Raw genomic sequence first — 25,463 nt, 5'->3', positions numbered from 1 at the left:
GGGGCGGCCCTGGGGCCGGGTGTTGTTTTTTTTTTTGGGTCGTTCTAACGACCCAAAACACTCACGAGACCCGACCCCCTCGGTACCGGCGCCCGCGTGCTCGCCTGAGGTACAGGAAGGCCCCCTTCCTTGCGCCTAGGTACAGGAAGGGGGCCTTCATGTACTTGAAGGCCGAGTTCCCTCGGCTGAGCCGAGGGAAGGGGTCCTTCACGCGCGTCCGCTGCACCTGGGGCCACAGCGGCGACCCTGAAAGTAGTGAAGGCCTTCACTCCCTTCAGGAGTAGGCAAGAAGACCTTCACGGACCTGACCCGAGATCAGGCCCGCAGCCAAATCCAGTAGGTACCCAAGACACTTTTGGCCTGACGACCCAAAACACGCACGACCGGAGCCGGTCCGCGGTACCCGGCCCTCGGGTCAGTCGCAGTGCTCGAACGGGCTCTCGTAGGCGTTCGACCCGACCGAGCCACCCCATTTGACGCAGGTCGAGGCGGCGGTCTTCTTCACAGGGCCGGCGTAGTAGGTGAAGCTGCCCGAGTCGGTCGTCCGGGCCGAACCCTGGACTTCGAGGAACGCCGACACCGGCGACGCGGTACCGAGCGAAACGGCCTTCAGTGTGGTCACGCAGTTGCCCTTGGTCGAGGCGTTGTAAAGCAGGTACGCCGTACCCGATCCCCCGGCGAGGGCCTGCGAGTCGACCACCGAGAACCCGCTGCCGCACACCTCGGTGGCTTCGTACGGGTTGCCACCGCAGGAGTTCTTGCTCGTGAAGTTCGTGTGGGCGTAGTACGGCACCGCGACGCCGTTCAGCTTCGCCTTCTGCACCACGCCGTCGAGCCGCTCTTCGAAGTGCAGGTGCGGACCGGAAACCCCGCCGGTCGCCCCGGCCGTGCCGAGTTGCTTGCCGAGGCTGACGGCCTGGCCGACCGAGACCGACTGGGTCGAAAGGTGGGCGTAGCGAGTGCGCCAGCCACCGCCGTGGTCGACCTCGACCCAGCGCCCGTAGCTCGTGCTGCCTTCGTTGGCGACCCGGGTGACGGTGCCGCCCGCCGCCGCCAGCACCGGCATCCCGGTGATCCCCGACTTCTGGAAGTCGACGGAGTTCGCCGGGCTGTGGCCGCTGAACGTCGCGGCCGTGACCGTCACGCCGCATTTGAACGGGACCTGGAAATTCGGGGCGGCCGAAGCCTGCGTCGTCCCGGCCATGGTCAGGCCGAGCGCGGGAAGGACGGTGGCCGCGGCGAGCACTGCGAAGCGGCGCAACCTGGACATGGAGACCTCCATCAGGTGGGGAGCCGGACGTGTCGCAGCCAAGCCGGAGGAAATACATTTTCCATACAAGCCCGAGGTCGGGTCGACGTTTTCGGCGCGTCAGACAGATGATCCGAAATCCACACAGTCCCGCACGACTCCGCCGCCGAAACAACGAAACGCCGAAACGCCGAATGCCACGCCCGGGACCGGACATGGCATTCGGTTACGGACCGGCCGGGACTCAGCCGAACGCGGCGCGCAGCGCGGGCTTCCCGCCCGCCACGGGCAGCACCAGCGAAGTCCGGTTCAGCTCGATCGAGAGACCTGCTCCGGGCTTGGGCCGGAGCGTGTAGTCGTGGTCGCTGGAGGCCAGCAGGAACTCGATCTTGTGCCCGGCCGCGAGCAGATAGTCCTTCGCGACCAGCTCGACGTCGATCTGGTACTTCTCGCCAGGAGTGATCGCGTCGGTGCGTGCCGGGTCGCGGCGGTTCTGCGGGTCGGTCCAGCCGCGGGTGATCACCTTCGCCGTACCGTCCGGGGCCCGGTCGACGAGCACCGCCGTCACGTTCGCGGCAGGCTTGTCGAAGGACACCGAGAGACCGGCTTTCGCGGCGCCGGAAAGGCGTACGGGCTGCTTCGCCGCGGTGGTCGAATACAGCAGCCGGTTACCCGAAGAAGCCGCGTTCGCGAGCTGCTCGACGGTCTTGCTCGCGTCGTCGGCCAGCTTCTCGACTGCGGGCTTGCCAGGGACGGCGTTCCGCGAGTCGAGGGTGCCCTTCGAGGAACCACCGGGCCACGGGTACAGCTTGACGTCCTGGGTGCCGGGCAGCGGCCACTCCGGCTCGTCCACCCACGACTTGTCCTCGCGCTGGATGGTGGCCTTCGGCTCGCGCTCGATGCCGTTGTCCACGTCGTAGAGGTAGTGCGACATCCACTTGTTCAGCGTGGCGAGCCAGACGTCGCGGCGGAGGCTGTACGGGTCGGCGTGGCCGGACTGGTGCAGCCAGATCTTGTGCTCGACACCGTGCTGCTTCAGGGCTTCGTACCAGCGCGTGCCCTGGTCGGTCTTGACGTTCCAGTCGTTGAGGCCGTGCACCACGAGCACCGAGGCCCGCACCTTGTTCACGTCGTTGCGGTAGTTCCGCACGTCCCAGAAGGGGCTGTAGTCGCCGGTCACCCGGTCCTGGTCGACGGCGATGCTGTCGATGAGCGGGCGGCAGACGGCGCGGTCCTGGCGTGTGTAGACGTAGTCGGCGAGCACGTCGGCGTCCTCGCCCTGGAACCCGCCTGCCGCGACCACGGCGCCGTCGTTGCGGTAGTAGTCGTACCAGCTGGAGATCGCCGCGATCGGGACGATCGTCTTCAGCCCCTCGACGCCGGTGCTGGCGACGGCGTTGGGCAGCGTCCCGTTGTAGGAGACACCCGTCATGCCGGTCTTGCCGGTGCTCCAGTTCGCGACCGCGGCCTTGCCCGCCGCGTCACGTGCCGGTGCCCTGCCGTTGAGCCAGTCCACAATGGACTTGGCGCCGATGGTCTCGTTGACGTCGCCGGTGCTCGGGCAGCCGGTGGACTGGCCGCTGCCGAGCGATTCGCCGTACACCACCGCGAAGCCGCGGGCGGTGAAGTAGTCCTGGTAGCGCCAGCTGATCGGCGCGGCGTTCGGGCCGACGGTCTTGGTCGCGATCCGCGGGCCGGCGGGGGCGCGCTTCGCGCCGGGCACGTACAGCTCGACGTCGACGTTGTGGTTCGCGACGTCGTTTCCGCCCGCGTAGTACGGGCTGGCCTGGTAGACGACCGGGACCTTCATCCCCTGCTGCGTCGCGCGGGGGCGTACCACCTCGGCGTGCACGAGGTCGTCCTTGCCGTCGCCGTCGCTGTCGACCGGCGCGGTGACCCAGACGTTCTCCCTGATGACGTCCGCCGGGTCGAACACCGGTTGCGCCTGGCCGTCCTTGAAGACCGGCGCCGGCGGCGCGTCGGCGTAAGCGGGCAAAGCGGTCGCCGGAAGAACAAGGACGGCGGTGAACAGAGCGGCGAGTCTGGCGACTCTCACATGACCCCCAAAGCCGGGTGGGCGAGGACCCAGCTGAGGCTTCCGGCCCCCCGAACAGGTGTCAAGAGACTAACGTCGGAGGCATGCCGAGCACCGTGGAAGCACCGATCGTCGCCGTCACCGTCTACCCCCACCATGCCCGGATAACGAGACGGGCGTCGGCACGCCTTGACAAGGAGACGCGGTACAGCTTCGCCGGTCTGCCCTGGAACCTGGACTCCGATTCGGTACGCGTCACCGGTTCCGGCCCGGCGATCATCGCGGGGGTCGACGTCGCCGTCGAGCGCCATCCCGTGCCTGCCGACGCCGCGCTGCGGGCGCTGCTCGAACGGCGGCGTGCCGACCAGGCCGTGGTCGACGAGGTCGCGGACGCCGTCACCGCGGAGACCACGAAAGTCGATCTGCTCACCGGTGTGGCGAAGCGGAGTGGTGGCAGCTTCGCGAAGGCCCTCGCGGCGGGCACGGCGGAACCCGCCCGGGTCGCGGAGGTCACCGACGCGCTCGGCGCGCAACTGGCCGAGGCGCTGGGGAAGAAACGCGAACTCGGCATCCGGCTCGCCCGGCTCCGCGACGACCTCGGCGCGCTGGACCGGGAGATCCAGGCGAAGCAGGGAATGTCCGAAGTGGACAGCGCCACGGTCACGGTCGAACTGGAAAGCGGCGAGGACGGCGCGGAGATCGGGCTCGAACTGTCCTATCTGGTCGCGAACGCGAGCTGGGAGCCCGGCTACGACGTCCGTGTCCGCGGCGAGGACGTCACCGTGACCTGGTACGGGCAGATCACCCAGCACACCGGCGAGGACTGGCCCGAATGCGAGCTGGCCCTTTCGACCGCGCGCCCGGCGAACACGGTCGTGGTGCCGGAACTGGAACCGTGGTTCCTCGACCGCGTCCGTCCCATGCCTCAGCCCGGCGGGATGGTGCGTGCCGCTTACGGCAGCGCTTCGCCCGCGGGCGGCGGGATCCCGGAAGCGGCGATGGACAGCTACCAGGCTCCCGTTCCCGCGATGGCACCGCGGACCGCCGCCGTCGAGCAGGGCACCACCGCCGCCACCTACCGGCCAGGACGCCCGATCGCGGTGCCTTCCGGCGCGCAGGGCCACCGCACGACACTGGCGCGACTGGACCTGACGGCGGAACTGGGCTACCTCACCGCTCCGGCACAGTCGGCGGAGGCGTACCTGCGGGCGACCGTGGTCAACACTTCGGAACACACGCTGCGGCCGGGCAAGGCTTCGGTGTTCCACGAGACGGAATTCGTCGGCACCACGTGGCTCGAAGTCTGGGCCCCTGGCGAGGAACTCGAACTCGCCCTCGGCGTGGACGACCGGATCCGGGTCGACCGGGAACTCTCACACCGTTCGGCGAGCAAGGCGACGCTGTCCGGGGTGCGCAAACGGGAGGCCGCTTACCACACGACCATCACCAACCACAGCCCGCGCGAAGCCGTCGTGACCGTACTGGACCAGGCACCGGTCTCGCGGGACGAAGCGATCAAGGTCCAGGAAGTGCGTGCTGTGCCGGAGCCGGTGGAGCGGACGGAGCTGGGCGAGATCACCTGGCGGCTCACGCTCGCTCCGGGCGCGAAGGGTGTCGTGACGCTCGGGTACCGGGTGGACGTCGCGAAGGGTGTGGAGCTCGCGGGGTGGCGTGAGTAGCCGTCCCGACCACTGCTCCGTGGTGCGCATCGACGGCAACTCGGTGAGGAGTTCGAGCTCGCACCCGAGCGCCTCTTCCGACGGTCTACGGGGGAACGAGGGCACCTTCTCGCTCTGCACGTTCGGCTACGTCACGGCCCTCGCCCGCGCCGGCCATCCGGAGAAGGCCCGGCTGGTGTTCGAGAAGACGCTGACCCACCTCGGGCTCATCGGCGCGGCGCTCACGCTCGACGACGCCATCGGGTGAACAGCGAAAAGGGCCGTTCCCGGGCGAATGCCCCGGAAACGGCCCTTCGTCAGCGGATCAGCCCTGCGAGATGTAAGCCTCCAGCTGTTCCTGGCTCTTCTCCAGCTGCTCCATCCGCGTCTTCACGACGTCGCCGATGCTCACGATCCCGGCGAGCCTGCCGTCCACCAAGACCGGCACATGCCGGATACGGCGTTCGGTCATCAGCACGGACAGCTGGTCCACCGAATCCTCCGGGGTACAGCTGGCGACCATCTTCGTCATGATCGCGGACACCGATCCGTCGAGCAGCTGGGGCCCACGCTCGTTGAGTCGGCGCACCACGTCCCGTTCGGAGACGATCCCGACGATCCCGCCCTCGTCGTCGACGACCACCAAGGCGCCGACGTTGTGCTTCGCGAGTCTCTCGAGCAGTTCGCTGACGTTCGTCTCCGGCGAGACGGTCGCGACGGCCGCCCCCTTGTTCCGCAACAGATCGGAAATCCGCATACGCGCTCCTCCCGGATGGGTGACCAGAGTCACTCCAGGTTATGGCCTGACCGTCATGGGCGAAAGTCCGGAGAGTCCGATTCGATACCCAGTCTGGTCGCGAGCGCGCTGTAGGCCTCGATGATCCCTGCGCCGTACGGGTCGTCGCCGAGCGCGCCGAGTGTCTTCCGCCCGAGCGCCCACTGGGTCTTCGCGGCCTCGTGATCACCGAGTTTGCGGTAATCCTCGGCGAGGTTCAAATGCAGCGACGGGTAGAACCCGCGCACGGCCAGTGTCGCGTGGTACTCCTTGGCGCGTTCGTCGGTGAGTGAATCGGCCGCCGCGAGCGCACGGAGATCCCAGGCGAGTTCCTCGGCCGGGTCGTCGCGGACGTCGGCCATGTAGTGGGCGAGCGCGCAGCGGTGCAGCGGGTCGCCGTCCTCACCGATCCGCTCCCACAGCGCGGCGAACTTCTCGCGCGCGCCTGCTCGATCACCGGAGATGTGCAGCTGAAGGCCGGTGTGGATCTCGGCCATCACGTCGTCGGTCATTTTACCTCGGAGGTCGGGGCCGCCCAAGTGTTGCAGGACGACGTCGCTTTGCCGGAGAACCCGGCCTTTGCCCATTTAAGCTGGTTGCGGCGGCTGCCGTGGGTGTCGCTGTCGTCGGTGCGGCCGTAGTCGGCGAGAGCCGCGTTGGCCAGCGAGTTGCTGATAGAACCACGCCCCGCCGCGGCCGCGATGGCGAGCGCGCCAAAGCAGTTGGCCTGCAGTTCGATCCGGCGGACCAGTTCCTTGTCGGCCGGGGTGTCCTCGTCCGGGGAGGACATCTTCCCCGCGGCCGCCGAAAGGATCCCGCTGGAACGCTGGACGTGGTGCCCGTATTCGTGGGCCATCGTCGCGAGGTGCCGGGACCGTTCGAGGCCGGCGTCGCTCAGCATCCACTCGGTCGGCGCGTAGATCGTGGTGTCACCGCCGCAGTAATAGGCGACGGCTTCGTTCTCGCTCGGTGCCTTCCCGCAGGCGCTGGACTCGGGCAGGGTCACCTGCACGGTCGCCGTCAACGTCGGCTCGTTCACCTGCTCCAGCGCTGGTTTCCAGGCGTCGGCGAGACAGGAGGCGAAGGTCTTGTAGTACGTCTCCAGCTTCGCCGGGTCACGACTGATCGGCGGCAGGCGGCAGGTGACGGCGCCGAGCGCGACCCCGTCGGCCAGCAGCGGGTTCGTCTCGAGTTCCCGCACCTCCTTGGGCGGCGGCTTCGTCGTCCCGGCCGGTGCTTTGGCACCTTCGGAGGTGTGCGCGCCGGGTACGGCGAGAGCCTGACCGTCGACCTCGCGCGGTCCGCTGGCGATCGCCATGCCGGTGGCGGTCAAAACCGCGACGAGGAGCACTCCCAGCACGGCGGTGCCCCGGTTGCGGGGAGGTTCGGGGCGAGCTGGTCCAGGCGGCGGGAAGGAGGAGGTCTCCGGCAGCCGGGCCACCGCCGGGGGTGAGAAGGGCGCGGGCGGTCTGGGTACCTCGTCGGTGCCGGTCATGGTCTCCCCCAAGCGTGCGAGCCCCCAGCATACGGAGGACAAGCAGGTCAGCGAAGACACGCACCGAAAACGCCGCACCTGGTGGCGCCGGGGCGGACACCCCGGCGAGACTGTCAGCATGAGTGACGAGGACCCGTACCTGTGGCTGGAAGACGTGACCGGCGGCGAAGCGCTGGACTGGGTGCGAGCCCGCAACGCCGAGGCGCTGGCGGAACTGTCCACCGGCGATCGGTTCGCCGGGATCCGTGACGAGGTCCGCGAGGTCCTCGACGCCGACGACCGGATCCCGTACGTCCGGCGCCGCGGCGAATATCTGTACAACTTCTGGCAGGACTCGGCCAACCCCCGGGGCCTCTGGCGCCGCACCACCTTGGAGCAGTACCGGCTCGACGCGCCGGAGTGGGAGACCCTGCTCGACGTCGACGCGCTGGCCGAGGCCGACGGCGAGAACTGGGTGTGGCAGGGCGCGGCCGTACTGCGGCCGGGCTATCACGTCGCGCTGGTCGAACTGTCCCGCGGCGGTGCCGACGCGACTGTCGTCCGCGAATTCGACCTCGTCGAGCGACACTTCGTCGACGACGGCTTCTTCGTGCCCGAGGCCAAGACCCGGATCGGCTGGATCGACCACGACCGCGTCTACCTCGGCACCGACTTCGGACCGGGGACACTGACGAATTCGGGTTACCCGCGGCTCGCCAAGGAGTGGCGACGCGGTACTCCGCTCGAAGAGGCGACCGTGGTCTTCGAGGGCAAGCCGGACGACGTCTCGGTGTCCGCCCACCATGACCCGACCGAGGGATACGAGCGCGACTTCGTCTACCGGTCGATAGATTTTTATCGCACTGAGCGCTACCTCCGGACGCCCGGCGGACTCGAGCGGATCGAGGTCCCCGAAGACGCGCAGACGTCTTCGCACCGCGAGTGGCTGCTGATCCGGCTCCGCTCGGACTGGACGGTGAACGGCACCACTTACCCCACCGGCACCCTGCTCGCCTCCGGGTTCGACGCCTTCATGGCCGGTGAGCGCACCTTTACGACACTCTTCACTCCCGACACGCACACGTCGCTGGAGTACTGGGCCTGGACGCACAACCACCTGCTGCTCTCGACGCTGTCCGACGTCCACACGGAGCTGCGTGTACTCACTCCGGAGGACGGCTGGTCCTCCCGGCCGCTCGCCGGCGCCCCGGAACTGGGCACGGCGGAGATCACCGGCACCGACCCCGACGTCAGCGACGAGTACCTGCTCGACTCCAGCGGCTACACCCAGCCGTCGACGTTGAGCTACGGGCAGGTCGGCGGCGACGTCGAGGTGCTCAAACGCGCGCCGTCCTTCTTCGACAGCGAAGGCATGACGGTCTCGCAGTACTTCGCGACGTCTGAGGACGGCACGAAGATCCCCTACTTCGTCGTACGTCCCTCCGGCGCCGAAGGTGGGCCGACGCTGCTGACCGGCTACGGCGGCTTCGAGGTCTCACTGACGCCCGGCTACAGCGGCGTGATCGGCCGCGGCTGGCTCTCGCGCGGCGGGACCTACGTCGTCGCGAACATCCGCGGCGGCGGTGAATACGGTCCGGGCTGGCACACTTCGGCCACCAAGGCCAACCGGTACAAGGTCTACGAGGACTTCTCGGCGGTCGCCGCCGACCTCCTCGAACGCGGCATCGCCGAGCAGGGACGCCTCGGCATCCAGGGCGGCAGCAACGGCGGACTGCTGATGGGCGTCATGCTCACGCGGTACCCGCATCTGTTCGGCGCGATCGTGAGCCAGGTGCCGCTGCTGGACATGAAGCGGTACCACAAACTCCTCGCCGGAGCGTCGTGGATGGCCGAGTACGGCGACCCCGACGACCCGGCGGAATGGGAGTATCTCGGGAAATACTCGCCGTACCAGAACGTCCACAGTGGACAGGACTATCCGCCGGTCCTGTTCGTGACCTCCACCAGGGACGACCGCGTACATCCCGCGCACGCCCGGAAAATGGTCGCGCGGCTGCTGGAGCAAGGCCACGACGTGCGCTACCACGAGAACATCGAGGGCGGGCACGGCGCGGCGGCCGACAATGAGCAACTGGCGTTCAAATGGGCGCTGATGCTGGAATTCCTGTGGGAGAAGCTCGCCGCCTGACCATTGACGTGTCATGAAAGGGTCTTTCAGGACATTTTTTGTCCTGAAAGACCCTTTCATGACACTCGACTCAAGCGGTCACCCTCGCCAGCACCACCCCGCCCACGATGAGCCCCATCGCGGCGAACCGCCCGAAGCTCATCGGGTCCTTGTGGACCACGACGCCGAACACGATCGCACCCACCGCGCCGATCCCGGTGAACACGGCGTACGCGGTCCCCACCGGCAGCGAGTCCATCGCCTTGGAAAGCAGGTAGACCGCGGCCACGCCGAGCACGAAGCAGAGCACGGTCGGCCAGAGCCGGGTGAAGTTCTCCGTCGGCTTGATGCTCTGCGACCAGGCGACCTCGACGACCCCGGCCAGCAGCAGGATTCCCCAGCCCATCAGGCGGCCGTTCCGGTCGAGGCCAGCGTTTCCGCGGCCAGCAGCGCCTTTTCCCGCGACGCGGCGCGGTCGGCGTCGCGGGGACTCAGCCGCGGGTCGACGAGCGCGTTCGTGAGTTCGGCGTGCAGAAACGTGACGTCATGGACGTCGTAGTGCCCGGCGAAGAAATCCCGCAGGTAGCGCTCGTGGTGGTCGACCGGCTCGCGTGGCGTTCCCGGCAGGTAGGTGCCGCCGCGTGCCCCGGCGATCACGAAAGCCCTGCCCGCCAACGACATCTTCGGGAACGTCACCTGGTCGATCCAGGCCTTCAGGCTCGCCGGGATCGAGAAGTTGTACATCGGCGCCCCGATCAGCACGACGTCGGCGGCGAGGAGTTCGGCCAGGAGCGGCTCGATGACGGCCCACGCCTCCCGCTGCTCTGCCGTCTTCACCACCGACGCGTAGTCAGCCGGATCGGTGATCCCGGCGGCGAGGAGGGCGTCACAGATCTCGGTCCACGCCCGGCCGATCAGCGGTACCGGCCGGGCAGCGACGTCGCGGTAGGTGTACGTCGCGCCGGGGTTCGCGGCGCGCCAAACCTCGGCGTAGCGAGCACTGAGCTCGCGGGAGAACGACGCGCTGCGGGCGCTGGAGTCGAGGTGGAGAAGGTGGCTCATCGGGCCTCCCGGATCAGGAAGTGGACACGTCGTCCACTTGCTTCGCCGGGTACAAGTGGACGACGCGTCCGGATATTCCCTAGGCTGCCGACATGCCTTCAGATGATCTGCTCGCGAACAGTCCGGGACGGGAACGGTCGGACGCCGCGCGCAACCGCGCGAAGATCCTGAAGGCCGCCGAAGAGCTCTTCGCCGCACGTCCGGCCGCTGACGTCACCATGGAGGACATCGCCAAGGCGGCCGGAGTCGGCCGGGCCACGCTGTACCGCCGCTACCCGGATCGCTCGGCGATCGCCGTCGCACTACTGGACGAACATGAGCGGGAACTGCAGGAGCGACTGCTCACCGGCCCTCCCCCGCTAGGCCCGGGCGCGGCACCCGCCGAGCGGCTGGCCGCGTTCTACGCGGCCATGACCGGCCTGCTCACCCGGCACGTCCATCTCGTACTCGGTACCGAAGTCGGACATTCACGCTTCACCACCGGCCCCTACCGGCTGTGGCGCACGCATGTCCGCCACCTCGCCCAGCAGGCGGGTGCGAAGGACCCGTACGCGCTCGCCGACATCCTGCTGGCGCCACTCGCACCCGAGGTCTTCCGCTACCAGACCGGCGAACTCGGCCTGAGCCCCGAACGGATCACCGACGCACTGAGCGAACAGGCACGGCGGGCACTGTCCTGATGAGCGCTGCCTGATCAGACGGCGAGCCCGTCGACGACGACCGTCTTGCCCGGCGAAGCACCATCGGATGCCGACCTCACCCTCCTGAACGACGCGACGGCGGAGACCCCGCGTCCGGTCATCGATCCGGGAACGTGGCGACTCGCCCGCGAATGTTCGGCGGACGACTGCTACCTGCTCTTCTTCGACACGTCCCGCTCGGGCAACCGCCGCTGGTGCTCGATGGAGCGCTGCGGAAACGGGCCAAGATCCGCGCCTACCGGGCGCGAGGCGAAACCGCCTGATCGTTAGAATTCCAGCGATGCAGGGCGAGGCGAAACTGGCACAGCGGGTCGTGGAGACGGCGGAGAAGCTGCTGTCCACCCGGAAATCGGTGACCGCGCTCGACATACTGGGCGGGATTGGCTGGTTGCCGGAGAACGTGCTCAAGGCGTGGCAACAGGGCCGCATCCCCGTGCTGACCACGGCGCTGCCGGTGAACACGGAGAAACTGAGCTTCGCCCTCGGCGCGCTTCAGCGCTGGGCTAAAGAAAAAGGGCTCGAAGGCTCGCAGATCGAACTTGTCGGCGCGACTCGTGATCGCGCCCCGCTGAAGGTGACGTCAGACGAGTCGGCCGATCTCGAACCATTGTTCCGGACACACTGGATCATGCCGGGACTGTCCGAAGCCAAACGGGCACAAGTCGAGGCCAGGCAACGGAAAGCCCCCGATCTGATCGTCTGGGTGGCAGTCACGGACTGGACTTGCGCCGACTGTGGTGACACCGGCGATCTGCTCTTCCAAGAGCATGAGGTGCCGCATTGCCTTGAGTGCGCCGACCTCGGACATTTGGTGTTCCTGCCGTCGGGCAATGTCGCCCTGACCCGCCGGGCGAAGAAGGCGAGCCGGCTTTCCGCCGTCGTCACGCGCTTCAACCGGTCCCGGAAACGTCAGGAGCGGCAAGGCATCCTGGTCGAAGAGGCGGCGCTGCTCAGTGCCGAGGAACAGTGCCTCGCCGACGAAGACGTCCGCGAACGCCGCCGCGGACGCGATCGCGAGCGGCGCGCCCACGAAGACGTCGAATTCACCGCCCGGTTCTTCACCGCGATCACCGAACTGTTCCCCGGCTGCCCGCCGGAACGGGCGCGGGCCATCGCCGAACACGCCGGCCTGCGCGGCAGCGGCCGGGTCGGCCGGTCCGCCGCCGGACGGGCACTGGCCGAGCAGGCGGTGTTCCTCGCCGTCGTCGCCTCGATCCGGCATCTGGACACCGACTACGACGACCTCCTCATGGCCGGCGTGGAACGGCAGGCCGCCCGCGACCGGATCCATCCCGCCATCGACGCCGTACTCGAACGCTGGCGTGGCTGATCGCCGTCACGTTTCAGCCACTCACAGCAAATCGCGAGCGCGTGCCCACGTGGAAAACTCGGCTCCGGTGCACGGCAGCCGCATTCCCGTGGCCTGGACCGAGTCGATACGTTTCCCCGCGACCACCTCGGTCAGTTTCCGTCCCCGCAGGCCCGCGCCAGGAGCCAGACGGTGCCGTGAACATCAAGACCATACTTGCGGGCTACCCGGATCGCCGCCTGGTCATCGGTAATGGCCGTTACCTCCCGCAGTTCGGCAACAGCGAAAACACTGGCCTCGCCTCGATCCCGCTCGCCGATCCTTCCGCCCAGTTCACAAAACAGCCGAGTTCCTCGAACGTGTCGAGCCGGTGCACCTTGATCCACTCGAGTTCCAAGGCATGCCGCAGTACCGGATGGGTCAGCGCGCCGCAGCGTAATTCCTCGATGACCACCAGTGTGGTGCGATTTTCGCACATTCCTGTGAAGACAGCACCAACGAGTTCGCGGCCCCGGCGTCTGTCACTTCTCGGCAGCGGGCCTCGTCCAGAGGGCATGTTCTCTCTCTATGTCACCGTGGCCATCGTGACGATCGTGATCAACGCCGGGATCGCCATCGCCGACTTCGCCCGTGTCCCGTCCGTCCTCAAGAACTCCGCCGAGGTCGGCGTCCCGGCGTCCTGGGTCCCACCGTTGGCCTCACTGAAAGCGGCCGGGGCCGCGGGACTGCTGATCGGCCTGCTCTGGGTGCCTCTCCTCGGAACCGCGGCGGCCATCGGGCTCGTGCTGTTCTACGTCGGCGCCGTCATCACCCACGTGCGTGCCCGCGTCCTCTACAACATCGCGTTCCCCGCCGCTTTCCTCGCGCTGGCGACGGCCACTCTCGTCCTCGACCTGGCGCGGTGAGGCTCACGCTTCCGGTGTCAGGAAAGGGTCTTTCAGGACGATTACTGTCCTGAAAGACCCTTTCATGACACTTTCGGAGCTCAGCTGCAGCCGGAGGTGGCTCCGCACCCTTCACAGGCGTAGCAGGAACCGGCGGGCCGCATCTTGGTACCGCAGGTCATGCAGAGCGGCGCGTCCGAGGCGGTGCCGAGGTTCAGCTCCACCAGTTCCGCCGTCGAATGCGCCTGCCGCTTGGCCGGGTCCGCGGCCGATGAGTCCACAGTGGACCGAAGCGCGTCGATGTCGACGTTGTCCGGCTCCGAGGCGGGAATGGCGCCGTAAGTCGCTTCGACCTGAGCCGAACGCTCGTCGGCGGTGAAGATGCCGAGCTGCGAGCGCTTCTCGTAGGGCAGGTAGTCCAGTGCCAGCCTGCGGAACAGGTAGTCCATGACGCTCGTGGCGATCCGGATGTCCGGGTCGTCGGTCATCCCGGCGGGCTCGAAACGCAGGTTCGAGAACTTCGAAACGTAGAACTCCAGCGGGATCCCGTGCTGCAGGCCGACGGAGATCGACATCGAGAACGCGTCCATCACGCCCGAGAGGGTCGAACCCTGCTTGCCGAGCTTCACGAAGATCTCGCCGAGCCCGTCGTCCGGGTAGGAGCCGGCATGCAGGTAGCCCTCGGCGCCGCCGACGGTGAACGAAACCGTCTGGCTCGGCCGTTTCTTCGGCAGGCGTTTGCGGACCGGCCGGTACTCGACGACCTTTTCGGCCTTCTCCTTCTTGCCGGTGGACAGCGGCTGGCCGACCTTGCAGTTGTCACGGTAGATCGCGAGCGCCTTGAGGCCGTACTTCCAGCCCTGGAAGTAGATGTCCTCGACCTCCTCGACGGTCGCCGACTCCGGCATGTTGACCGTCTTCGAGATCGCTCCGGACAGGAACGGCTGCACCGCGGCCATCATGCGGACGTGCCCCATCGGCGCGATGGACCGCTCCCCCACCGCGCAGTCGAACACCTCGTAATGCTCCTGGCGCAGGCCGGGGGCGTCGACGACGTGGCCGTGCTGGGCGATGTACTCGACGACCGCCTCGACCTGCTCCTCCTGGTAGCCCAGCGCGGTCAGCGCACGCGGCACGGTCTGGTTGACGATCTGCATCGAACCACCGCCGACCAGTTTCTTGAACTTGACCAGCGAGAAGTCCGGCTCGATCCCGGTCGTGTCACAGTCCATCATGAAACCGATGGTGTTGTGACTGACGAAGCCATTGGCGACGTAGGTGACGTTGTCAGGAACCGACAGGTCATAGGTCGGTTGAACACCACCGTCGTCATTGGACTCGACGACCTCGAAGAGATACTTGAGCGCCCGGCCCGACCGGGGATCGAAGGTCTCGGAGCAGAGCCGCACTCGATCACCCTTGGCCGACCCGTCCGGCTCCACGCCCACCAGTAACCGTGCCTTGCGCTCACCGAGGAAACCGACGACCTCGTCGAAGATCATCGCGTGGTCGACATCGCGTAGCCGGATCTGCAGCATCGGACTGCCGGACTTACTGGTTGTCCGGCGGGTCGTGGTCACCATGCCCAAGGCCAGCAGCAAGCTTCGGAGATCCTCACCGAAAAGTTCGGAAGAGGTGGAAACGCTCGGAACTCCTTCGAGTACAGTCCCGTCCGCCTCGAAGACCCCGCGCAGAAAGGCGGCGTAGACCTCGGGATCGTTGGTCTCCCGGATACTCGCGGGAACCCGGGGGGTCCATCCCTTGCCCACGTGGTCGGAACCGGGGAGTTCCTTCGCGAATCCAGCCGCCTGCCACCAGCCGGCAAGCCGGACGGACTGAAGGGTCACCTCCTGGTAGCCCTGGCATTGCCGGACCACCGGTTCGAGATCGAAGAGCCCCTTGCTCAGGATTCGCAACCGGTCGACGACGTCGAGATCGGTGTCGGCCACACAAAGCCGGATGCCCTTCGCGTACAGGCTGCCGTCACCTTCGAAGTACCCCACCAGTTCCGCGAGATCGGCGGTGACCTCGTCCGGGACCCGGATATCGTGGTCGCCCGTGTAGTAAGCCTGGTCGAGCACCGGCAGCGGCACCCGCCGGGGATCGCCGACCAAACCACCCATTTGCAGCGGCACCAGGTCACCCGACCGGATGTCGGCGAGCCGTTTCCAGACCCACGAACCGGTCTCCGGCTCCACGACCTTGACCCGGTGGGCGAGAGTGCCCTGGATCCGGTATCCGCCCTTGGTCTCGATCCGGCGGGTCGGCTCCTCGCCATTGACGAAGAATTTCGTGGCCCGGCGCGGGCCTTCATCGGTGGAGACGGTGAAATCGACGTCCTGCCAGCGATCCCCGTACAGATCACCGAGTTCGGAGAGCCTGGCCATCCCACGGTCGGTGGTGACCAGGGTGTCCGCGGTCAGGCAGCCAGTGGGCGCGAGTACCGAGGCCTGCGCGTTGCGCCAGCCGCTCACCTCGCCGACCTCGATGCCGCGCTTCCATTCCTGGGCGGCGAGCGCGCGGACCGCGGCGTCGTTCGCGTGGTAGGTCCGTACCAGTTCGTTGGCCGCGGCGTGCTTGCGCATGACCCGCTGGTGCGCCTCGGCGTTGCGCGCGTAACCCTCGTACGGTCCGACGACCGCGGCGAGTTCGGCGGAGCGCCGGTACGAGACACCGGTCATCAGCGACGTGATCGCGGCGGCGAGTGCGCGGCCGCCTTCGGAGTCGTACGCGTGCCCGAGCGCCATCAGCAGTGCGCCCAGGTTCGCGTAGCCGATACCCAGCTGACGGAACTTGCGGGTGGTGTCGCCGATCGCCTCGGTCGGAAAATCGGCGAAGCAGATCGAGATGTCCATCGCGGTGATGACCAGCTCGACGGCCTTCGCGAAGAGCGGCGCGTCGAACCCGCCGTCCGCGGTGGCGAATTTGAGCAGGTTCAGCGACGCCAGGTTGCAGCTGGAGTTGTCCAGGTGCATGTACTCCGAGCACGGGTTGGACGCGGTGATCCGGCCCGATTCGGGGCAGGTGTGCCAGTCGTTGATCGTGCCGTCGTACTGCAGGCCGGGATCCGCGCACTCCCACGCGGCCTGCGCGATGGTGCGGAACAGTTTCTTGGCGTCGACGCGGTCGAGGACCTCGCCGGTCATCCGGGCCCGCAGGCCGAACTCGCCCCGCGTCTCGACGGCCTGCATGAACTCGTCCGAGACGCGCACCGAGTTGTTCGCGTTCTGGTACTGGACGGAGGTGATGTCGGAGCCGGAGAGGTCCATGTCGAATCCGGCGTCGCGGAGGACCTTGATTTTCTCCTCTTCGCGGGCCTTGGTCCGCACGAACTCTTCGACGTCGGGGTGGTCGACGTCGAGTACGACCATCTTCGCCGCACGCCGGGTGGCGCCGCCGGACTTGATGGTGCCCGCGGACGCGTCGGCACCACGCATGAAGGAGACCGGGCCGGACGCGGTGCCGCCGGAGGACAGCAACTCACGCGAAGACCGGATGCGGGAGAGGTTCAGGCCGGCACCGGAACCGCCCTTGAAGATCAAACCCTCCTCGCGGTACCAGTTGAGGATCGACTCCATGGTGTCGTCGACGGCGAGGATGAAACAGTTGTGGACCCGGAGGTTGCCGGACAGGTACTCGCCGGACTCCGTCTGAATGTCGTAGACCGGCATCTCACCGCGGCTTTCGACGCTCGCGATCCGCAGTCGTTCGGTCTCCAGCGCGGGACGCCCTGGTTTCTCGAAAGACGCCTCGAGTTTCGCGGCCTTGACCGGGTCGAGGAAACCGATGGCGTCGGCGAAGATCCGGCGGTCACCCGCGTTCTGGATGCGGAGTCCCCACAGGTCGTGCCGGTTGTCCCGCTTCTCGTCCTCGCGGCCGACCCGCGCGAAGATGCCGAACCTCGACAGCAGGTGCTGGAGTCCGCGGATCAGTTCTTCACCGATCATGTCGAGCCCGACCAGCGTCGACCGCTCGCGTTCGGATAGGTAGCCCTCGGCCTGGAAAATGCTGCGAAGGTAGGCGGCGACCACAGGCAGCGGCGCGGTGTTCAGCTCCTCGGGGACTGTCCTGTCGGCGCCGCGCGCACGCAGGCCCCAGTCGCTCACGAAGGCTTCCAGCTCGGTCCCGTAAAGACGGGTACGACGGCAGTCCAGCGCCGGATCCTGCGTCTCGACCTTCCGTTCGTGCCGCTGGACGTCGGGAAAGACCTGGTCGAGAGCACGCCGCACCCACGCGAGTTCGGCGTCGGTGACCGTCATGGCCTCGATCGTCAGCGAGCGGCCGGTCCCTTCGTACTGGCCGACGAAACCAGCTGATCGCAACCAGCCCGCGAGTGCGGATTCGGCAACGTCCTGCTCGTTGATCTGGTTCTCACCGAAAGCTTCGCGCCGGTGCCATTCGAGAGTGTCTCCGGCACGGAGTTCACCGGCGGGCACGAAGGAACCACCGCTCCCGGTCGAACGCCAGACGAGGTGATCGGCGGTCACGTCGAGACGGTGACCGGACTTCGTCGTGAGGCGAAGGACTTCCTTGACCCCGTTCGACTTGGTGGCGACGACCCTGGTCAGGCCGTGCGCGTCATAGACCTTGGCGCCCACCGCGTTCAGCTCGACGACGCGTCCGATCGGAACCGCGCCGCCGGGAGTGTCGACCAGCGCGTCATAGGGCTGACACGCGGAGACTTGCTGCTTCGAAGTGGTGCCGACGTTGAACCACACCGGCGAGTTGAAGCTGAACACCTGGTGCAGCAGCATCCAGGTGAGCTCGTGCTCGAAGATCTCGGCGTCGGCGGGGTTCGTGAAGTAGCCGTGTTCGCGGCCGGCGTCGACATACGAGCGCACGACGCGGTCGATCAGCTGTTTGAGGCTCTGCTCGCGCTGGGGCGAACCCACGGCGCCGCGGAAGTACTTGCTGGTGACGATATTCGTCGCGTTGACCGACCAGGATTCGGGGAATTCGACACCGCGCTGCTCGAAGTTGACCGTGCCGTCGCGCCAGTTCGTCATCACGACGTCCCGCTGCTCCCAGGTGACCTGGTCGTAGGGGTGGACGCCCTCGGTGGTGAAGACGCGGCGCACGGTGAGCCCGCCCGGCTTCTTCTTCCCACTCGTCCGCGTTGTCGCCGGGTTGCCTGCTCCCACGGTCTCGGTCATGGCTCTTCCCTCACTCCCACGCGGGAGGCGGCATCAGCCGTCTTTCGCGTCTTGATCGCTCTCGTCCGGTGCGGCAGCCATGGCCTCACGAAGGTCCGAGATCTCCTTCTCGAAGTCCTCGACCGAGGAGAAGGAGCGGTAGACACTGGCGAACCGGAGGTAGGCGACGCCATCGAGTTCACGGAGGGGCCCCAGGATCGCCAGGCCGACCTCGTGACTCGGAATCTCTGCCAGCCCCGCCGACCGGATCGACTCCTCGACCCGCTGCGCGAGCTGCTGCAGCGCGTCGTCGTCGACCGGCCTGCCTTGGCAGGCGCGGCGCACCCCCCGGACAACCTTGTCCCGGCTGAACTGCTCGGTGACACCGGATCGCTTGACGACGGCGAGCACCATCGTCTCCGAAGTGGTGAAGCGCCGGCCGCAAGCGGCGCATGAGCGCCTCCGCCGGATCGCTTGACCCTCATCCACCTCTCGGGAGTCGACGACCCGAGAGTCCGCATGCCGGCAGAACGGGCACCTCATCCGCCGATCACCTTCCCCTCCGCGCCGGCCGGTCCCGAGTGGACGTCCGCTCCACCGCCACGCAACGGCGGGAAAGACCGACCTGTGGATCGATCTGTGGACATCCGGTGGGTGAACACCGGCCAGCTGTGGACAACTGGTACCGAGTCTACCCCAAGCTATGGACCAACTACAGCCATGTAACTACTACATATAGCGGTGGAGATTAGATCGCAGGTCGGACGCACGCAAGCGCGACGGCCGGGTCGATCAGACACGAAAGAGGACATCACCCACGGCGGGTGAGAGCTGCCTTCAAGGTCACCTCCCCCCGTCCGCGACCTGGGCCGCGACCGGGACCGTGAGCGGCAGTCCCGGCACGATAACGGCGTCTTGCAGGGAGTTGAGCTCCTTGATCTTGGCGACGACCGCGCCGGTGTCGCTGCCCGGCGCGAATCGTGCGGCGAGATCCGACAGCGTCTCCCCCTCGGAAACGGACACGATGGCTGTCCGTTCGGGCACCGCGGCTCCCGGAACACCTGCCAAGAACAAACCCAATCCGGTGACGAACGCGGCGACGAGCAAGGCCATCCCGACAAGTGACGGCCACCGGAGCGGGAGCCGCCGGGGCGCCGGGCACGCCGGGGCGGCGGTGGCGACGCCGGGACGACGGCCGGCCACGACCCTCGCCCTGGTCGGCGGGCGCAGCGGCTCGGCCCGCCTGCCCCTCGTCACCCGCACGGGCCGGGTCACCCCTGCCGGAACGGGCCCGGGGGAACTGGGTCGCACCAGTCCTCGATCGGCCAGAATCGACATCGGAACCTCCTCGCAGTCCTGCATCACTCAGGTCCAGCACCGGGACCGGCCCGGCGATCAACATCGAACAAGCGTTCTATCGAACGCCCGTGCGAATGTGTACCACCAACCACCGACAAAAATCGAGCGACACGGCGTGTCCATCGAACAGATGTTTGAAATCGGGGTCCTGTCGGGCTAACGTCGTTGACCAGGGCGTCTGCTGGGCGGGCGCCGCCGGTGCCGTGGACGGGAGACCGTCCGCCACCGGCGAAGACACGCGAAGTCGGTCCGGGCGACCGGACGTACTGGGAGGCGACGCAGGAGATGAAGGAGCGATACGGTGGCTAAGGCGAGCAAGGCGGGGAACGCGCCTAGGGGCTCGGGCAAGGTGCGCGCTTTGCCCGAGGTCTTCGAGGTGGACGAGACCCTGACCGTGCGGCAGCAGCAGGTGCTCGACGTGATCAAGCTGTGGGTGAGCCGGTTCGGCTACCCGCCGAGTGTGCGTGAGATCGGCGAGGCGGTCGGGCTGACCTCCACTTCGTCGGTGTCGCACCAGTTGCAGGCCCTGCAGCGCAAGGGTTATCTGCGACGCGACCCGAACCGCCCGCGTGCGGTGGGGGTGCTGGCCGCGACCGACGACAACCCGATGAACGTCGACATCGAGCAGCAGCAGTCGATGCCGAAGGCCGCGTACGTGCCGCTCGTCGGCCGGATCGCCGCCGGTGGGCCGGTGCTGGCCGAGCAGGCGATCGAGGACGTCTTCCCGCTACCGCGGGAGATCGTCGGTGAAGGCGAGCTGTTCCTGCTCAGCGTCACCGGTGACTCGATGGTCGGCGCCGCCATCACCGACGGCGACTGGGTTGTCGTGCGCCAGCAGCCGACCGCCGACCCCGGCGAGATCGTCGCGGCGATGATCGACGGCGAGGCCACGGTCAAGACGTTCAAGCGCAAGGACGGCCACATCTGGCTGATGCCGCACAACGAGGCGTACGAGCCCATCCCGGGTGACGACGCCACGATCCTCGGCAAGGTCGTCGCCGTTCTCCGCAGGCTGTAGTCCGGAGCCGGAGCACGCCGGGATCCCGCGATCGGGTCAGACTCGGCGACGCTTCGGCTTTCGATCAAGCGCGTCGTTTGCGGAGCCTGCCGACCACGAGGAAACCGCCGATCAGCACGATCGCGGCGATACCGACCTGCACGTACGGGAAGCCGGATCCCTGGCCCTCGCCACCGGCCGCGGACGTCCCGCCCGGCGTGCCGCCCTCGGATTCGGCCGCCGCGACGGCGAGCCCCGCCGCGCCCTTCACCGCGCGGATCTGCTCCCCGACACCCTCCCCACCGGACAGCAAGGTCCCGTCCGGGTCGAAGGCGAGCGCCTCCCCCTGCTTCTCGTTCGGCAACGGCACGCGCACCGGTTCCCGCTTCAGCGCGCCCGCCAGGTCTCCGTCGGTGACGGCGTAGAGATAGGCGTCGGTGTAGGTGCGCAACGCGACCACCGACCCGTCGGCCATCGACGCCGCCCCGGTCACCGTCACCGAGCCGATCGACCCGACCGGTCCGCCCGGCGTCGTCGTCTCCTTGAACGGCAGCGACCCCACGCTCTCCAGCGGGGTCGGGCCGGGACTGGCGAGTGGCCCTGTCGGCCGGTAGACCTTCGCGTCGCCGAAAACGTCCTTGGTGATCAGATACGGCGTGCCGGAACGGTCCATGATCAGCGCTTCGACGTCGTGCTGCCCGTCGGGGTAGGTGAGCCGGTGCACCGCCGCCTTCCCTTGCGGGGTCAGCGAAATGAGGGCGACCGTGTCGCGCTGCTTGCGGTTGTCGCCGGTGTCGGAAAGCCACAAGGTGCCGTCCGCGGTACGGGCGAGATCTTCGGCGTCGTACGGATCCGTCGCGGCGGAGATGACCTTCTGGACTTTACAGTCGCGGCCGAGCACGAAGACCTGCGTCTTGGTACCTCCGTCGTTGAGGGCGTACAGGTGCTCGCCGTCCGACACCAGACCGGACAGCTCACTGAGCCGGGAATCGCGGTTCGTGCACACCGGCTGCGGCGCCGGAACCTCCTGTGCCGCGGCGGGAACGGCCCCGCCGGCGAACGCCCCCAAGACGACCACGGCCGCGAAAAGCCCCCGCACATCCACCTCCGTACCGTGGAACCCCTGAAGCCCCACACTACGGAGACGTCTGGCAGGGCGCGCAGTTCGGTGCGAAGTCCGTGAAAGCTCAGCCCAAGTACATGAAGGCCCCCTTACTTGCGCCTAGCGCAAGCAAGGGGGCCTTCATGTACTTGAGAGCCGTGGCCTACAGGGCCGAGCCGTCCGTCTGGAATTCACCCAAAGCGGCGGCCAGATCCGGCCGGGCTCGGACGAGCAGCCGGGTACCGGTCTCGACGTGCTCCTCTTCCAGCACCTCGCCGTCGGCGTGGGCGCGGGAGACGAGCTCGCCTCGCGAGTACGGGATCAGCGCCTCGACCAGGACCTCCGGCCTCGGCAGCCGGTCGGCGATCACTTCGGCCAGCTCCGGGATCCCGGCGCCGGTCCGCGCCGACACGTGCACCGAACCGGCCATCTGGTGCCGCAACCGGGCCAGCGACACCTCGTCGGCGGCGTCGGCCTTGTTGATCACCAGCAGCTCCGGCGGGAGCGGTTCGGAGCGGCCCTTCGTGATCTCGGCGAGCACTTCGCGTACCGCGTTGACCTGTTCCTCCGGGGTCGGGTCCGCACCGTCGACGACGTGCACGAGCAGGTCGGCGCTCGCCGCCTCCTCCAGCGTCGACCGGAACGCGTCCACCAGCTGGTGCGGCAGGTGCCGCACGAAACCGACGGTGTCGGTCAGCGTGTAGGTGCGGCCGTCGGCGGTCTGTGCCCGCCGGGTCGTCGGATCCAGCGTGGCGAACAACGCGTCCTCGACCAGCACCCCAGCGCCGGTCAACGCGTTGAGCAGGCTCGACTTGCCGGCGTTGGTGTAGCCGACGATCGCGACGCTCGGCACCTCGTTGGCCACCCGGCGACCACGTTTGGTCTCGCGGATGGTGTCCATCGCGGCGATCTCACGGCGCAGCTTCGACACGCGCTTGCTGATCCGCCGCCGGTCGGTTTCGAGCTTCGTCTCACCGGGACCACGCAGGCCCACCCCACCGTTGGCGCCACCGGCGCGGCCACCGGCCTGCCGGGACAGCGCCGCACCCCACCCGCGAAGCCGCGGGATCAGGTACTGCAGCTGGGCCAGCTCGACCTGCGCCTTGCCCTCCTTGGAGCGGGCGTGCTGCGCGAAGATGTCGAGGATCAAGGCGGTGCGGTCGATGACCTTCACCTTGACCTTCTCCTCCAGCTGACGCAGCTGGCTCGGCGAGAGTTCACCGTCGCAGATCACCGTGTCGGCACCGGTGGCCGTCACGATGTCACGCAGTTCCTTGACCTTGCCCGAGCCGATGTAGGTGGCGGGATCCGGCCGGATCCGCCGCTGCACCAGGCCTTCCAGCACCTCGGAGCCAGCCGTTTCGGCCAACCGGGCGAGTTCGGCGAGTGAGGCCTCGGACTGGAGGGCGCTGCCCTCAGCCCACACACCGACCAGAACGACGCGCTCCAGGCGCAGCTGCCGGTATTCGACCTCGGTGACATCCGCGAGTTCGGTGGACAGGCCCGCTACCCGGCGGAGCGAGGCGCGGTCCTCGAGCTCCAGTTCGCCGGTCGAAGGGTCCTTGCCGTTCAGATCGTTGTGTGTCAGTTCCGTCATCGTGCCTCCATGGTCCCACGTTTCGGCGGCGGGACCGAATTCATTAGTTACTGGGATACCTCGACAGGTAGATCGCTGTGCGCTTCGCGTTCGTATCAACCGGGCGGGCGAGGAATTCCTCGAGGAGCTCGTTGATCCTGTCTTCGAGCTCGGTGATCTGCTCGTCCGGAACCTGCACGACCAGCCTCGTCTGGTGTACGTCGTCGAACCCGGTTTCGGCGATTTCGGCCAGATACGCCTCGAAGATCGCCTGATCGATCCCCCTGTCGCTGGAATCAAGATGCCAGGACAACCCCGTCGAGCGATACGGAATTTCTTTCGCGCCGCGCGTGCCACGTCTCGGCGGGAGCGCCTCGAGGAAGCCCGTGTCGACGAGACGGCGCACGTGGTGCAACGTCGTCGCCGGGTCGCGGCCGAGCCGGTCCGCGAGTTCCTTGTTGGTGAGCGCCTCGGAATAAGTCAACCGCATGATGCGCAGCCTTATTCCGGAGGCCATGGCGGCGGCCTCGGCCTCGGTGGCGACACGTCGTGGTGTGGGCACCACGACAGCTTAGAGCGAAAGTGATTGACACTTTCCAATCACTCACGGAAGGGTGGCGCGGTGCGCAAAGACTCCTTGTTCTTCCACGCGGACTTCCGGCGGCTCTTGGCGGGCGACACCGCCAGCCAGCTGGGCGCGTTCGCGGGGCACACGGTGATTCCACTGCTCGCGGCCACCGTACTGGCCGCGACACCGCTCCAGATGGGGCTGCTGACCGCGGCCGAGACCATCGCGTTCCTGATCATCGGACTGCCCGCTGGCGTATGGGTGGACCGGATGCGGCGGCGCGCGCTGATGCTGCGGGCAGACTTCGTCCGCGCCGCGCTACTGCTCAGCATCCCGATCGCCTGGTGGGCCGGGGCGCTTTCGCTGACGCAGCTCCTCGTGGTCGCCGTGCTCGTCGGCACCGCGACGGTGTTCTTCGACATCGCCTACCAGTCGTATCTGCCGTCACTGGTCGGCCGCGAGCATCTCCTCGAAGGCAACGCGAAGCTCCAGGCCAGCCAGTCCGTGGCCTTCCTGGCCGGGCCGGGGATCGGTGGCGGGCTGGTGCAGCTGGTGGGCGCGGCCAACGCCGTGCTCACCACCGGGCTCGGTTTCCTCACCTCCGCGCTGTGCCTGCTGCGGATCCGCACCGTCGAACCGGAGCCCGAGCGGCACGAAGACGCGAAGCTGCTTCCCCAGATCGTCGAGGGACTGCGGTTCGTGTTCACCGACAACGCGTTGCGCTCGATCGTCGCCTGTACCGCGACGGCCAACCTGGCCAACGGCGCCTTCACCGCCGTGCAGATCCTGTTCCTGAACCGGGATCTTGGCCTGTCCCCCGCGGCGGTCGGCGTCGTGCTCGCGATCGGCGGCGTCGGCGGGATCACGGGCGCGATCTTCGCCAACGCCATCACCCGGCGGATCGGGCAGGCCAGGTCGATCTGGCTCGTTCCCGTGCTGACCTGGCCGTTCTACCTGCTGCTCCCGCTGGCCGCGCCGGGCTGGCGGATACTCCTGTTCCCGGTGGCCACGATGATCGCCGGGTTCGGGATCATCGTCTACAACGTCGCGCAGGTCTCCTACCGGCAGGCCGTCTGCCCGGACCGGCTGCTCGGCCGGATGAACGCGAGTGTGCGGTTCGTCGTCTGGGGGATGCTGCCACTGGGCGGGCTGCTCGGCGGTGTCCTCGGCGAGACGATCGGGATCCGGGCCACGCTGTGGGTTGCCGTGGCAGGCGAGACCGCGGCTCTTCTCTGGGTGGTCTTCTCCCCGCTTCGGAAGCTTCGCGACCTTCCCAAGGAGCCGGTCGCGGTCGGCTAAGTGGTTGGTTTCGGAAGTCCTTCGTGGGTACCGGCGGATCCAGGTTTCCGCTGGGCGTGTGGCCGGAAGGTCCTCGTACCGGGTTGTACTCGGGCCTTTCGGCCGTACGTCCAGCGGGAAGCTGGGCCGTCGAGACCCCGAAGGACTTCCGAAAC

Annotated in this window: 22 protein-coding genes and 1 pseudogene; 9 read left to right on the top strand and 14 right to left on the bottom strand. The window is 67.7% G+C overall.

Going from position 1 to position 25,463, the window contains the following annotated elements:
- Positions 1 to 415: 415 nt before the first annotated feature.
- Positions 416 to 1,270: a M23 family metallopeptidase gene (locus tag AB0M65_RS29115; RefSeq protein WP_364034353.1), complete on the bottom strand. Its 855-nt coding sequence runs from the start codon at positions 1,268 to 1,270 to the stop codon at positions 416 to 418.
- A 223-nt stretch (positions 1,271 to 1,493) separates the two neighbouring features.
- A complete protein-coding gene (locus AB0M65_RS29110; protein WP_364034350.1) occupies positions 1,494 to 3,305 on the bottom strand; it encodes a Xaa-Pro dipeptidyl-peptidase in 1,812 nt (603 codons plus the stop codon).
- 83 nt (positions 3,306 to 3,388) lie between these two features.
- Here AB0M65_RS29110 and AB0M65_RS29105 point away from each other — a divergent pair, with 83 nt between their 5' ends.
- Positions 3,389 to 4,963, top strand: a complete 1,575-nt coding sequence (locus tag AB0M65_RS29105; RefSeq protein ID WP_364034347.1) for a DUF4139 domain-containing protein — start codon at positions 3,389 to 3,391, stop codon at positions 4,961 to 4,963.
- Between the two features lie 64 nt (positions 4,964 to 5,027).
- A pseudogene (locus AB0M65_RS29100) lies at positions 5,028 to 5,210 on the top strand (hypothetical protein); the annotation flags it as partial.
- 57 nt (positions 5,211 to 5,267) lie between these two features.
- Here AB0M65_RS29100 and AB0M65_RS29095 read toward each other — a convergent pair.
- The 3 genes from AB0M65_RS29095 to AB0M65_RS29085 are packed head-to-tail and all read right to left on the bottom strand — an operon-like array spanning position 5,268 to position 7,212.
- Positions 5,268 to 5,699 (bottom strand): CBS domain-containing protein, encoded by a 432-nt coding sequence (locus tag AB0M65_RS29095; RefSeq protein WP_364034344.1) that lies wholly within the window; start codon positions 5,697 to 5,699, stop codon positions 5,268 to 5,270.
- Positions 5,700 to 5,752: 53 nt separating this feature from the next.
- Positions 5,753 to 6,229 carry a hypothetical protein gene (locus tag AB0M65_RS29090; RefSeq protein ID WP_364034341.1) on the bottom strand — a complete coding sequence of 159 codons (477 nt, stop codon included), beginning with the start codon at positions 6,227 to 6,229 and terminating at the stop codon, positions 5,753 to 5,755.
- A complete protein-coding gene (locus tag AB0M65_RS29085) occupies positions 6,226 to 7,212 on the bottom strand; it encodes a neutral zinc metallopeptidase (RefSeq protein ID WP_364034338.1) in 987 nt (328 codons plus the stop codon). The genes AB0M65_RS29090 and AB0M65_RS29085 overlap by 4 nt, the downstream gene beginning before the upstream one ends.
- Positions 7,213 to 7,330: 118 nt before the next feature.
- Here AB0M65_RS29085 and AB0M65_RS29080 point away from each other — a divergent pair, with 118 nt between their 5' ends.
- The gene (locus AB0M65_RS29080; protein ID WP_364034335.1) at positions 7,331 to 9,340 is read left to right on the top strand and encodes a prolyl oligopeptidase family serine peptidase; all 2,010 of its coding nucleotides are present in this window, start codon (positions 7,331 to 7,333) and stop codon (positions 9,338 to 9,340) included.
- Between the two features lie 70 nt (positions 9,341 to 9,410).
- Here AB0M65_RS29080 and AB0M65_RS29075 read toward each other — a convergent pair whose 3' ends face one another.
- Together AB0M65_RS29075 and AB0M65_RS29070 are read right to left on the bottom strand one after the other, a co-directional pair.
- Positions 9,411 to 9,725 carry a multidrug efflux SMR transporter gene (locus AB0M65_RS29075; RefSeq protein ID WP_364034332.1) on the bottom strand — a complete coding sequence of 105 codons (315 nt, stop codon included), beginning with the start codon at positions 9,723 to 9,725 and terminating at the stop codon, positions 9,411 to 9,413.
- Positions 9,725 to 10,381 (bottom strand): NAD(P)H-dependent oxidoreductase, encoded by a 657-nt coding sequence (locus tag AB0M65_RS29070; protein ID WP_364034329.1) that lies wholly within the window; start codon positions 10,379 to 10,381, stop codon positions 9,725 to 9,727. The genes AB0M65_RS29075 and AB0M65_RS29070 overlap by 1 nt, the downstream gene beginning before the upstream one ends.
- Positions 10,382 to 10,473: 92 nt before the next feature.
- Between AB0M65_RS29070 and AB0M65_RS29065 the strand changes: the two genes are divergently transcribed.
- From AB0M65_RS29065 to AB0M65_RS29055, 3 genes are read left to right on the top strand one after another with little or no spacing between them, the layout of a single operon-like run.
- Entirely contained in the window at positions 10,474 to 11,061 is a 588-nt protein-coding gene (locus AB0M65_RS29065; RefSeq protein WP_364034326.1) for a helix-turn-helix domain-containing protein, read from the top strand.
- 45 nt (positions 11,062 to 11,106) lie between these two features.
- Entirely contained in the window at positions 11,107 to 11,352 is a 246-nt protein-coding gene (locus AB0M65_RS29060; RefSeq protein WP_364034323.1) for a CGNR zinc finger domain-containing protein, read from the top strand.
- 10 nt (positions 11,353 to 11,362) lie between these two features.
- On the top strand, positions 11,363 to 12,412 hold the full coding sequence (locus AB0M65_RS29055; RefSeq protein WP_364034320.1) for a DUF2293 domain-containing protein: 1,050 nt from the start codon (positions 11,363 to 11,365) through the stop codon (positions 12,410 to 12,412).
- A 238-nt stretch (positions 12,413 to 12,650) separates the two neighbouring features.
- Here AB0M65_RS29055 and AB0M65_RS29050 read toward each other — a convergent pair whose 3' ends face one another.
- Complete coding sequence (locus AB0M65_RS29050) at positions 12,651 to 12,869, bottom strand: hypothetical protein (protein ID WP_364034317.1); 219 nt, start codon at positions 12,867 to 12,869, stop codon at positions 12,651 to 12,653.
- Between the two features lie 76 nt (positions 12,870 to 12,945).
- Between AB0M65_RS29050 and AB0M65_RS29045 the strand changes: the two genes are divergently transcribed.
- Positions 12,946 to 13,296, top strand: a complete 351-nt coding sequence (locus tag AB0M65_RS29045; RefSeq protein ID WP_364034314.1) for a DoxX family protein — start codon at positions 12,946 to 12,948, stop codon at positions 13,294 to 13,296.
- Positions 13,297 to 13,376: 80 nt separating this feature from the next.
- Here the strand turns inward: AB0M65_RS29045 and AB0M65_RS29040 are convergent, their stop codons facing one another.
- From AB0M65_RS29040 to AB0M65_RS29030, 3 genes are all read right to left on the bottom strand, one after another.
- Complete coding sequence (locus tag AB0M65_RS29040) at positions 13,377 to 18,428, bottom strand: adenosylcobalamin-dependent ribonucleoside-diphosphate reductase (protein WP_364034311.1); 5,052 nt, start codon at positions 18,426 to 18,428, stop codon at positions 13,377 to 13,379.
- Between the two features lie 33 nt (positions 18,429 to 18,461).
- Positions 18,462 to 18,950: a transcriptional regulator NrdR gene (nrdR, locus tag AB0M65_RS29035; RefSeq protein ID WP_037304189.1), complete on the bottom strand. Its 489-nt coding sequence runs from the start codon at positions 18,948 to 18,950 to the stop codon at positions 18,462 to 18,464.
- Between the two features lie 300 nt (positions 18,951 to 19,250).
- A complete protein-coding gene (locus AB0M65_RS29030; RefSeq protein WP_364034308.1) occupies positions 19,251 to 19,745 on the bottom strand; it encodes a LysM peptidoglycan-binding domain-containing protein in 495 nt (164 codons plus the stop codon).
- A 370-nt stretch (positions 19,746 to 20,115) separates the two neighbouring features.
- Between AB0M65_RS29030 and lexA the strand changes: the two genes are divergently transcribed.
- Positions 20,116 to 20,784 (top strand): transcriptional repressor LexA, encoded by a 669-nt coding sequence (lexA, locus tag AB0M65_RS29025; RefSeq protein ID WP_364034356.1) that lies wholly within the window; start codon positions 20,116 to 20,118, stop codon positions 20,782 to 20,784.
- Between the two features lie 64 nt (positions 20,785 to 20,848).
- Here the strand turns inward: lexA and AB0M65_RS29020 are convergent, their stop codons facing one another.
- The 3 genes from AB0M65_RS29020 to AB0M65_RS29010 all read right to left on the bottom strand — a co-directional run bounded on the left by AB0M65_RS29020 (position 20,849) and on the right by AB0M65_RS29010 (position 24,003).
- The gene (locus AB0M65_RS29020) at positions 20,849 to 21,862 is read right to left on the bottom strand and encodes a hypothetical protein (protein WP_364034305.1); all 1,014 of its coding nucleotides are present in this window, start codon (positions 21,860 to 21,862) and stop codon (positions 20,849 to 20,851) included.
- 166 nt (positions 21,863 to 22,028) lie between these two features.
- Positions 22,029 to 23,462 (bottom strand): GTPase HflX, encoded by a 1,434-nt coding sequence (hflX, locus tag AB0M65_RS29015; protein WP_364034302.1) that lies wholly within the window; start codon positions 23,460 to 23,462, stop codon positions 22,029 to 22,031.
- A gap of 43 nt (positions 23,463 to 23,505) precedes the next feature.
- Positions 23,506 to 24,003 (bottom strand): winged helix-turn-helix domain-containing protein, encoded by a 498-nt coding sequence (locus AB0M65_RS29010; RefSeq protein ID WP_364034299.1) that lies wholly within the window; start codon positions 24,001 to 24,003, stop codon positions 23,506 to 23,508.
- Between the two features lie 60 nt (positions 24,004 to 24,063).
- Between AB0M65_RS29010 and AB0M65_RS29005 the strand changes: the two genes are divergently transcribed.
- The gene (locus AB0M65_RS29005; RefSeq protein WP_364034296.1) at positions 24,064 to 25,308 is read left to right on the top strand and encodes an MFS transporter; all 1,245 of its coding nucleotides are present in this window, start codon (positions 24,064 to 24,066) and stop codon (positions 25,306 to 25,308) included.
- Positions 25,309 to 25,463 lie beyond the last annotated feature (155 nt).

The organism is Amycolatopsis sp. NPDC051071 (genome assembly GCF_040682875.1).
Taxonomy (GTDB): domain Bacteria; phylum Actinomycetota; class Actinomycetes; order Mycobacteriales; family Pseudonocardiaceae; genus Amycolatopsis.
The sequence above is the reverse complement of the archived record's forward strand: the minus strand, read 5'-3'. Positions and strand labels throughout refer to the sequence as shown.

Bases quoted from the DNA above. Each gene is read 5' to 3' on its own strand.
- AB0M65_RS29065 (WP_364034326.1), top strand. From the start codon at position 10,474: ATGCCTTCAGATGATCTGCTCGCGAACAGTCCGGGACGGGAACGGTCG.
- AB0M65_RS29095 (WP_364034344.1), bottom strand. From the start codon at position 5,699: ATGCGGATTTCCGATCTGTTGCGGAACAAGGGGGCGGCCGTCGCGACC.
- AB0M65_RS29030 (WP_364034308.1), bottom strand. From the start codon at position 19,745: ATGTCGATTCTGGCCGATCGAGGACTGGTGCGACCCAGTTCCCCCGGG.
- AB0M65_RS29075 (WP_364034332.1), bottom strand. From the start codon at position 9,725: ATGGGCTGGGGAATCCTGCTGCTGGCCGGGGTCGTCGAGGTCGCCTGG.
- AB0M65_RS29045 (WP_364034314.1), top strand. From the start codon at position 12,946: ATGTTCTCTCTCTATGTCACCGTGGCCATCGTGACGATCGTGATCAAC.
- hflX (WP_364034302.1), bottom strand. From the start codon at position 23,462: ATGACGGAACTGACACACAACGATCTGAACGGCAAGGACCCTTCGACC.
- AB0M65_RS29105 (WP_364034347.1), top strand. From the start codon at position 3,389: ATGCCGAGCACCGTGGAAGCACCGATCGTCGCCGTCACCGTCTACCCC.
- AB0M65_RS29070 (WP_364034329.1), bottom strand. From the start codon at position 10,381: ATGAGCCACCTTCTCCACCTCGACTCCAGCGCCCGCAGCGCGTCGTTC.
- AB0M65_RS29085 (WP_364034338.1), bottom strand. From the start codon at position 7,212: ATGACCGGCACCGACGAGGTACCCAGACCGCCCGCGCCCTTCTCACCC.
- AB0M65_RS29055 (WP_364034320.1), top strand. From the start codon at position 11,363: ATGCAGGGCGAGGCGAAACTGGCACAGCGGGTCGTGGAGACGGCGGAG.
- nrdR (WP_037304189.1), bottom strand. From the start codon at position 18,950: ATGAGGTGCCCGTTCTGCCGGCATGCGGACTCTCGGGTCGTCGACTCC.
- AB0M65_RS29080 (WP_364034335.1), top strand. From the start codon at position 7,331: ATGAGTGACGAGGACCCGTACCTGTGGCTGGAAGACGTGACCGGCGGC.
- AB0M65_RS29115 (WP_364034353.1), bottom strand. From the start codon at position 1,270: ATGTCCAGGTTGCGCCGCTTCGCAGTGCTCGCCGCGGCCACCGTCCTT.
- AB0M65_RS29090 (WP_364034341.1), bottom strand. From the start codon at position 6,229: ATGACCGACGACGTGATGGCCGAGATCCACACCGGCCTTCAGCTGCAC.
- AB0M65_RS29040 (WP_364034311.1), bottom strand. From the start codon at position 18,428: ATGACCGAGACCGTGGGAGCAGGCAACCCGGCGACAACGCGGACGAGT.
- AB0M65_RS29050 (WP_364034317.1), bottom strand. From the start codon at position 12,869: ATGTGCGAAAATCGCACCACACTGGTGGTCATCGAGGAATTACGCTGC.